The following is a 7844-nucleotide window of genomic DNA, read 5'->3' on the forward strand; positions in this document are numbered from 1 at the left end:
GTGATGCGCGGGTCGGGCTACGGCGCGACGCTGCTGCCCCATGAGGCCACCGCGCCGCAGCCCGACCCGCGCATCACCATGCGGCCGCTGCGCCCCGCGCTGTGGCGTCCGCTGGGCATCGCCCACCGCGCCGGCGATATCGAGCTGGCCACCCGCCACGTGCTGGACGTGCTGTGGGCGCTGCGCGCCGCCGCGACTCCGGCATAAGCTCATGACCGCCCGTTATGGCGGCCGTGCTAAATTTTTGCCCCGCGACCCCGCCCTGCGGGCCGCGAGGAGAGAAAGTTGGATGTTGCATTCAAGCGCTGGCTGGCATCGTTCGCCCCGGCGCCCGTGGGCGCAAGCGCCCGCGAAAAGATCTATGGCGCGCTGGGCGCGCTGATCGGCCTGTTCTGCACCGAATGGGTCGGCCGCCACGCGCTGGGCGAGGCCAATCCCTGGTTCATCGCGCCGATGGGCGCGTCCGCCGTGCTGCTGTTCGCCGCGCCCGCCAGCCCGCTGGCCCAGCCCTGGTCCATCATGGCCGGTAATCTGGTATCCGCGCTGATCGGCGTGGCCTGCGCCCATGCCATTGCGGATCCGGGCCTGGCCGCGGCGGCGGCCGGCTCGCTGGCCATCGCCGCCATGTTCACGCTGCGCTGCCTGCATCCGCCCAGCGGCGCGGTGGCGCTGACCGCCGTCCTGGGCGGCCCGGCCGTGGCCAGCCTGGGCTACGGCTTCGTGCTGTGGCCGGTGGCGCTGAACTCCGTGATCCTGCTGTCCATCGCCGTCGCCTTCAACGGCGCGCTGCGCCGCAACTATCCGCGCCGCCACGCCGAGCCGGCCGCCTCGCATCTGACGCGCGACCCCGCGCCCAGCGCGCGCCTGGGTTTTTCCCGCGCCGACCTGGACCAGGCGCTGAGCCAGCGCGGCGAGCTGCTGGACATCAGCAAGGAAGACCTGGAAGAAATCGTGATGGAAGCCGAACTGCGCGCCAGCGTGCGCCGCTTTGGCGATGTGCGCTGCGCCGACATCATGTCGCGCGACCTGGTCTCGGTGCAGCAGAACGATCCGCTGGACTACGCCATCCGCCTGTACGGCAAGCACCGGCTGCAGACGCTGCCCGTGCTCGACTCCGCCGGACGCTATGCCGGCATGATCGACCAGGCCGACGTGCTGGCGCGCAAGGCCAGGCTCGCGCCGGCGCATGAGGGCCCGGACCTGCTGGTCTCGGACTGCATGCGCTCTGAAGGGCCTTTCGCCACGCCGGAACTGCCGGCCGTGGAGCTTGCCCGTCCCATGGCGGACGGCCTGCATTGCGTGCCGGTGCTGGACGAGGACGGCGTTCTGCGCGGCCTGGTGACGCAGTCCGACCTGGTCGCGGCGCTGTACCAGATGACCGTGACGGCGCCGGCCGGCGCCATCCAGCCGGGGCGGCTGGCCGCCTGAGCGCCAGCCCGCCGAGCGGCGCGGACACGGCGCCTCCGTAGCCCTACGGATGCCGGCCCGCCCGCGCCGCGAGGCATAATGCCCCGGTGAAATTCCCTGCGCGCTACGGCGCATTGCTCTGCTGGTTGCTGCTGTTCGGCCTGGGCGCCGCCTGGATCGGGCGGCAGGACTATCTGCGCCAGTACGACGCCTTTTTCCAGGGCACCAGCATCGCCCAGCGCATGCTGAGCCAGAAGACCGTGCAGCACGAGGCGGTGCTGGCCACGCTGGCCGCCCTGTCGCATCCGCCCGCGCCCGAGCGCCTGTATCCCAGCCTGCGCCCGTCGCTGCCGCAGCTGCTGGGGCTGGGCCAGCTGCGCGACGGGGCCTGGACCGGCAGCCTGCCGCCGCCTACCGGCCTGGACGCCGCCGTGACGCAGGCGCGCACGCTGGGCCGTCCCGTCACGCTGCCGGTGGACGCGGCGCGCTACTGGCTGGTGGCTCCGTCCAGCTGGAGCCTGCTGCTGGACGCGCGCCAGCTGCTGCAGGACGGCGACTTCCCCGACGCGCTGGCCAACCTGAGCCTGTCCATCGGCCCCGAGCCGCTGCGCCTGCTGGCGCGCCAGGACGCCGGTGCGCACGGCTGGACGCTGTCGCTGCAGAAGCCGCTGGGCGCCGCCAGCCAGCCCTTCGCCCTGCGCAGCGAGCGCGTGCTGACGCCTGCCACCTGGCCCTGGGCGCAATGGCTGGCCTGGGCCGCCGCCAGCGCGTTGCTGGTCGCCGGTGCCGCCGCCTGGCGTCGCAGCCGCGCCGAGGCCCTGCGCCAGCGCGAGCAGGCGCGCGTGGCGGCCATGGAACGGCTGGGCACGCTGGGCGAGATGGCCGCCGGCATCGCCCACGAGCTGAACCAGCCGTTGACCGCCATCCTGGCCCAGACCCGCGCCGCCGAACGCATGCTGGACGACGAGGACGAACGGCCCGCCGTGCGCGAGGCCTTGCGGGCCAGCGCCGGCCAGGCCCGCCGAGCGGCCGACATCATCGCCCGCATGCGCGCGCTGGTGCGCCCCAGCGCGCCCGCCGCGCGCGAGGCGCTGGATCCCGATGCCCTGGCGCACTCGCTACGCTTCCTGCGCGAGCAGGAGCTCGCGCGTCAGGGCGTGCGCCTGGCGTGGCGCAACGACGCCCCAGGCGAACGCCCGCTGGGCGACCGCGTGGCGCTGGAACAGATCCTGCACAACCTGGTGCAGAACGCCGTCGACGCGCTGGCCGGCATGCGCGCCGGCGCCGCCGGCCAGGGGCTGATCGAACTGAGCGGCGCGGTGGATGGCGACCACTACCTGCTCAGCGTGCGCGACAACGGCCCCGGCATCGCGCCCGAGGCGCTGCCGCGCCTGTACCAGCCGTTCTACACCACCCGCGCGCAAGGCATGGGCCTGGGCCTGGCGCTGTGCGAGACCCTGGCCGGCGCCATGGACGCGCGCATCGAGGCGCGCAACCTTCACCCCGCCGGCGCCTGTTTCACGGTGCGCCTGCCGCGCGCCGGAGTCCGCCAATGACAACCTCCCCGCCTGCCCACGCGCACGCCCAATCCCCGCTGGTCTACCTGGTCGACGACGACGACGCCGTGCGCGACGCGCTGGCCCTGCTGCTGCGCAGCGTCGGCCTGCGCAGCGTCGGCCACGGCGATCCCGTTGCCTTCCTGGATGCATTGCCGCCCCAGGCCATCGGCTGCGTGGTGCTGGACATCCGCATGCCTGGCATCGGCGGCCTGGACGTGCTGTCGCGGCTGGCGGAGCAATCGGACCTGCCGGTGATCATGCTGACGGGCCACGCCAACGTCGACCTGTGCCGCCGCGCCTTCAAGGGCGGCGCCATCGAGTTCCTGCAAAAGCCGGTGGACGACGATGTGTTCCTGGACGCGGTGCAGGCCGCCGTGCGCGCGCACGTCGCCAGCCGCGAACGACTGTCGCTGACGCAGGCCGCCAGCGACCGCCTGGCGCGCCTGTCTGGACGCGAGCGCGATGTGGCCGCGCGCATCGTCCAGGGCCTGAGCAACAAGGAAATCGCGCGCGAGTTCGAGCTGTCGCCGCGCACGGTGGAAACCTATCGCGCCAACGTCTACGCCAAGCTCGAAGCCGACTCGCTGGCGCAGCTGATCCGCCAGTACGCATCGCTGCTGGATCAGGGCCTGTAGTCACGAAAGCCGCGAAAAGAAAACGTTCATCGGCCCACCCGCGCCGATGCTGCGCGGCGCGCATAGCGCGCGCCCACCCAAAGCTTTGTCTTACGCAGCTCTGAACACGATGCCGCTTGACCCAAAAATATTCCTGATGCTAGCTTTTGCGCGGGCGATGAATGGCGGTGACCGGTGCAGTACATCCGCTGTCGTTTCGTCTCCCACCCTACGACTCGACTACTACACTTAACGGAGAAGGCTATGATCAAATCGATAAAGAAGCAGCTCTCGCGTTTCAGCCGTTCGTCGAAGCTCAAGGCCGCCGCCTGGCGGCCTTACCTTATCTAGCGTGAAGAAAGAACGCCGGGGTTCAAGCCCCGGCGTTCTTTTTTGGCCGCACGTCCACGCCCGGCAGCGGGATAGCGCCTTTCCGCCGGCTCCCTCTTCCTGATCGCCAACCGCTCTCCGAGCGGCGTTGGCCGTGGTTCGTCGCGCCTCGTTCCTGTCATGCCGCGCCCATCCGGACCGCCATGACAGCACTGGATTCCCGCTCGCTCGCGAGCCGGGACGGTCTACACGCGGATGTACGAAATGGACAATAGAACGATCCACTATCACAAGGAAATACGCCGGCTGTTCGACGACCCCAGCCAGCGCGGCGTGTTCCGCATCGACGAGCAAACCGTGGGCGTGACGGACGGCCCTCTGTCGAAAGCCATCCTGGCCGCGCGGCCCATGTACGATTTCGAGCGCATCGTCTTCAAGCCCATCCTGGGCCAGCCGATCGCCAAGGCGACGTTCTCGGCCGTGATGCGCGCGGTCGGGCAGGACGCGCGGCGCGTCGCCGAAAGCCCGCCCGAGCCGGGCCCCAGGCTGGCCGGGCGCTGGCCCGACGCCGGCTACATCTATCTGCAAAAGCGCCTGTACGCGTCGGACCCCTGGCCCATCTTCGCCCTCACCCATCGCGTCGCCAACCGGACCGGCTTGCTCAAGCCGCTGATGGACGGCCTGTCGTCGCGGTTGATGACGCGGCTGCTGCATCGCTACGCGCCCATCAATTCCTCGGCGCTGGCGCAGTTGGTCAGCGAGGCGCCCGACGCCCATGAACGGCGCCGGGCCGTGACGCTATACCGGCGCACCGCCCGCTCCATGTGCATCACGGTGGCCTGCCTGGTGACGAACGCGCTGTGGCTGGCATCCGCCCGCGACGCGCGCGAACGGGCGCGCGACTGCATCACCGAAACGCTGCGCCTGATGCCGCCCGCCTGGATGTACCACCGCAACGCCTGCCAGGAATTCACCGCTGTCGACGCGCGCATCCGCGAGACCGACGACGTGCTGGTCATTCCGCTGATCACGCAGCGCGATCCCCGCCACTGGCCCGACGCCGACGCCTATGAACCGGACCGCTGGCTGGGCGTGAGCAATCCCGAAGCCTCCGACCACTACCTGCCGTTCGGCCATTCGCACGACCGCTGCTGGGCGCGCGAGCTGGTCCTGATGCTGGCCGAGCACACCATCAGGCAGATCGCCATGCAGGACCACTGGACCGACAGCCGCCAGATGTCGGCTCACGTCCCCTTGAAATCGCTGCTGTGCCCGGCGCGCGTGAACGTCGTCGCCGTCTGAACCAGGAGAATCCACCGTGCAATCGATCTACACCGACGCCTCCGTGTACAAGCTGCTCACGCCGCAGGATGACGCGGAACATGCCTTCATGTGCCGGCTCGCCGGCGACGCAACCAGCATCCTGGAGCTGGCGAGCGGCTGCGGCAACCTGGCGGCGCGCCTGGCGCGACAGGCCGACGTCACGGGCGTCGACGCCTCGCCGGAGATGGTGGCGCTGGCCACGCAGGCGCACGGCGACAGGCCGGGCCTGTGCTTTGTCCAGGGCGATATGCGCACGCTGCGGCTGGAGCGCCCGTTCGACCTGGTCATGGCCGTCGACAACGCGCTGCAGCACGCCTGCACGGACGAGGCGCTGTACGCGGCGCTGGACTCGATCAGGGCGCACATGGGACCGCGCTCGCGCGCGCTGTTCCAGACCGGACTGCGCGAGCCCGAGACCATAGATGCGCTGAATCACGCGCGGCAAAAAGTCGGCAGCGCGACCGATGCGTCCGGCGTGACCTTCGAGATCTACGGCACGTCGACGTTCGACCCCGCCACCAGGGTCAACCATCGCGTGTTCGAGATCCACAAGGACGGCGCCAAGGTGTCCGAGCGCACGCTGTCCATGCGCATCCTCGATTCCGCCGCGCTCCAGCAGGCGCTGGCGCGCGCCGGCTTCAGCATCGCGCGCGCGTTCGACGAGTCGGGCCGGGAAGTCGAGCCGCAAGCCCGGCCCGGCCCCACGCACGCCGTCCGCACCTACGAGTGCCGCGCCGGATAGGAACGCCCCGCGATCCTCGACGCGCTGGCGACGGCAGGCCATCCGCCTGCCGCGCCAGGCCTGCCTCCGTAGCGCTACGGAGGTCCGGGCGTAGTCGGGCGTATACCGGCGCGCGGCGCTTTTGGCCACACTGTCCGCACCTGATCACACAACGTAGAAAGGACGCAGACATGACCCGATTCCCGCTCGCCGCGCTGGCCCTCGCCTCCACCCTGGCCGCCGGCATGGCCCAGGCCGCCGTGCTCACCGAAAGCAATATCTCCACCACCGACGCGCAGAAGCTGGCCACGGCCAGCGTCGCCGCCTGCCAGGCCAAGGGCTACAACGTCAGCGCGGCGGTCGTCGACCGCGCCGGCGTGCTCAAGGCCTTCGTGCGCGCCGACAACGCCGGCCTGCACACCGTCGAGGCCAGCCGCGCCAAGGCGTTCACCTCGGTCTCGGCCAAGTCGCCCACGCTGGCCATGATGGAAAACGCGCAGAAGAACCCCGGCGCCGCCAACCTGACGGACATCCCCGGCTTCCTGCTGCTGGGCGGCGGCGTGCCGGTCAAGGCCGGCTCCGCCGTGATCGGCGCCATCGGCGTGGCCGGCGCGCCCGGCGGCCACCTGGACGCGGAATGCGCCGACGCGGCGCTGGCCGAGAACGCGGCGCTGTTCAAGTAAGCACGCGCGCGTGCGGGCACCGCGCCCGCGCGCCTGCGCCACGAAAACCGGCTAGCGTAGTCCCCCGCCTGCCGGTTTCCCGACTTCTGCCGCCAAGACCGCGCCACGGCGCGACTCCTTCGCTACAATAATAGGAACGATTCCCATTATTTTCCAGGCTTGGAGTTACCGTGTCTTCCGGCGATCTGTCAGCCCCGCATGCCGTTGAATCGCTCTATCAATCGCATCACGCCTGGCTGAGATCCTGGCTGCGCCGCCGCCTGCGCGACGATCACGACGCGGCCGACCTGGCGCAGGACACCTTCGTGCGCCTGATGGTCTCGCGCGACGGCCACGCGCTGCGCGAACCGCGCGCCTTCCTGGCCCGCATCGCCCACGGCCTGGTCGTCAACCTGTGGCGCCGCCGCGATCTGGAACAGGCTTACCTGCAGGCGCTGGCGCAGCGTCCCGAGGCCTGCGCCCCGTCGCCGGAGCAACGCGCGCTGGTGCTCGAAGCGCTGCTGGAAATCGACGCCATGCTGCACCGCCTGCCCGGCCGCGCCCGCGAGGCCTTCCTGCTGGCACAGCTGGGCGGCCACACCTATGCCGACATCGGCCTGCGGCTGGGCGTGTCCGAGCGCATGGTGAAGAAATACATGGCCCAGGCCATGCTGCAATGCCTGCTGATCGGCCAAGGCCTGCAATGAGGGCCGCCGCCCGCTCCAGCCCCGACCGCCAGGCGCTGGAAGCCGCCTCGGAATGGTTCGCCCGCCTGCGCGACGACCGCGCCGGCGCCGACGAGACCCGGCAATGGCAGGCCTGGCTATCCGCCTCGACGCTGCACCGTCAGGCCTGGGACGCCGTCATGGCCGTCAGCGCCCGCTTCGACGCCATTGCCGGCCAGGCCGAGCTGGACGCGCTGACCCGCGCGGGCCAGGGCCGTCGGCGCGTGCTGCGCGCCGTCGCGCTGTTGGCCGGCGCCGGCGGACTGGGCGCGGCCGCCTGGACCCAACCCGTCACCCGGCGCCATCTGGCCGATCTGCGCACCGACGTGGGCCAGACCCGCCAGGCCAGGCTGCCGGATGGCTCGCGCCTGTGGCTGGACACCGCCAGCGCGGTCGACCTGCGCTTCGACGCCCATGTCCGCCGCGTCGTGTTGATCGACGGCCAGGCCATGATCGAAACCCAGCCCGACGCCACGGCCCCCGCCCGCCCCTTCGTGCTGGAC

8 protein-coding genes and 1 pseudogene are annotated in these 7844 nt (G+C 71.0%); all 9 read left to right on the forward strand.

From position 1 onward, the window contains the following. Positions 1–207: pseudogene (locus KDH83_RS28070) on the forward strand (LysR family transcriptional regulator); the annotation flags it as partial. Between the two features lie 78 nt (positions 208–285). Further along, positions 286–1428 carry an HPP family protein gene (locus KDH83_RS28075; protein ID WP_212321781.1) on the forward strand — a complete coding sequence of 381 codons (1143 nt, stop codon included), beginning with the start codon at positions 286–288 and terminating at the stop codon, positions 1426–1428. 86 nt (positions 1429–1514) lie between these two features. Then, positions 1515–2963: an ATP-binding protein gene (locus KDH83_RS28080; RefSeq protein WP_212321782.1), complete on the forward strand. Its 1449-nt coding sequence runs from the start codon at positions 1515–1517 to the stop codon at positions 2961–2963. After that, the gene (locus KDH83_RS28085) at positions 2960–3601 is read left to right on the forward strand and encodes a response regulator (protein WP_212321790.1); all 642 of its coding nucleotides are present in this window, start codon (positions 2960–2962) and stop codon (positions 3599–3601) included. The genes KDH83_RS28080 and KDH83_RS28085 overlap by 4 nt, the downstream gene beginning before the upstream one ends. A gap of 573 nt (positions 3602–4174) precedes the next feature. Further along, entirely contained in the window at positions 4175–5212 is a 1038-nt protein-coding gene (locus tag KDH83_RS28090; RefSeq protein ID WP_212321793.1) for a cytochrome P450, read from the forward strand. 16 nt (positions 5213–5228) lie between these two features. Then, a complete protein-coding gene (locus tag KDH83_RS28095; protein ID WP_212321795.1) occupies positions 5229–5975 on the forward strand; it encodes a class I SAM-dependent methyltransferase in 747 nt (248 codons plus the stop codon). Between the two features lie 170 nt (positions 5976–6145). Beyond that, positions 6146–6637: a heme-binding protein gene (locus KDH83_RS28100; protein WP_212321800.1), complete on the forward strand. Its 492-nt coding sequence runs from the start codon at positions 6146–6148 to the stop codon at positions 6635–6637. A gap of 170 nt (positions 6638–6807) precedes the next feature. After that, on the forward strand, positions 6808–7323 hold the full coding sequence (locus KDH83_RS28105; RefSeq protein WP_212321802.1) for a sigma-70 family RNA polymerase sigma factor: 516 nt from the start codon (positions 6808–6810) through the stop codon (positions 7321–7323). Further along, on the forward strand, positions 7320–7844 hold a 525-nt coding region (locus KDH83_RS28110), incomplete at its 3' end, for a DUF4880 domain-containing protein (protein WP_212321804.1). The genes KDH83_RS28105 and KDH83_RS28110, both read left to right, overlap by 4 nt.

Source organism: Achromobacter sp. Marseille-Q0513, from assembly GCF_018195695.1.
Taxonomy (GTDB): Bacteria; Pseudomonadota; Gammaproteobacteria; order Burkholderiales; family Burkholderiaceae_B; genus Achromobacter.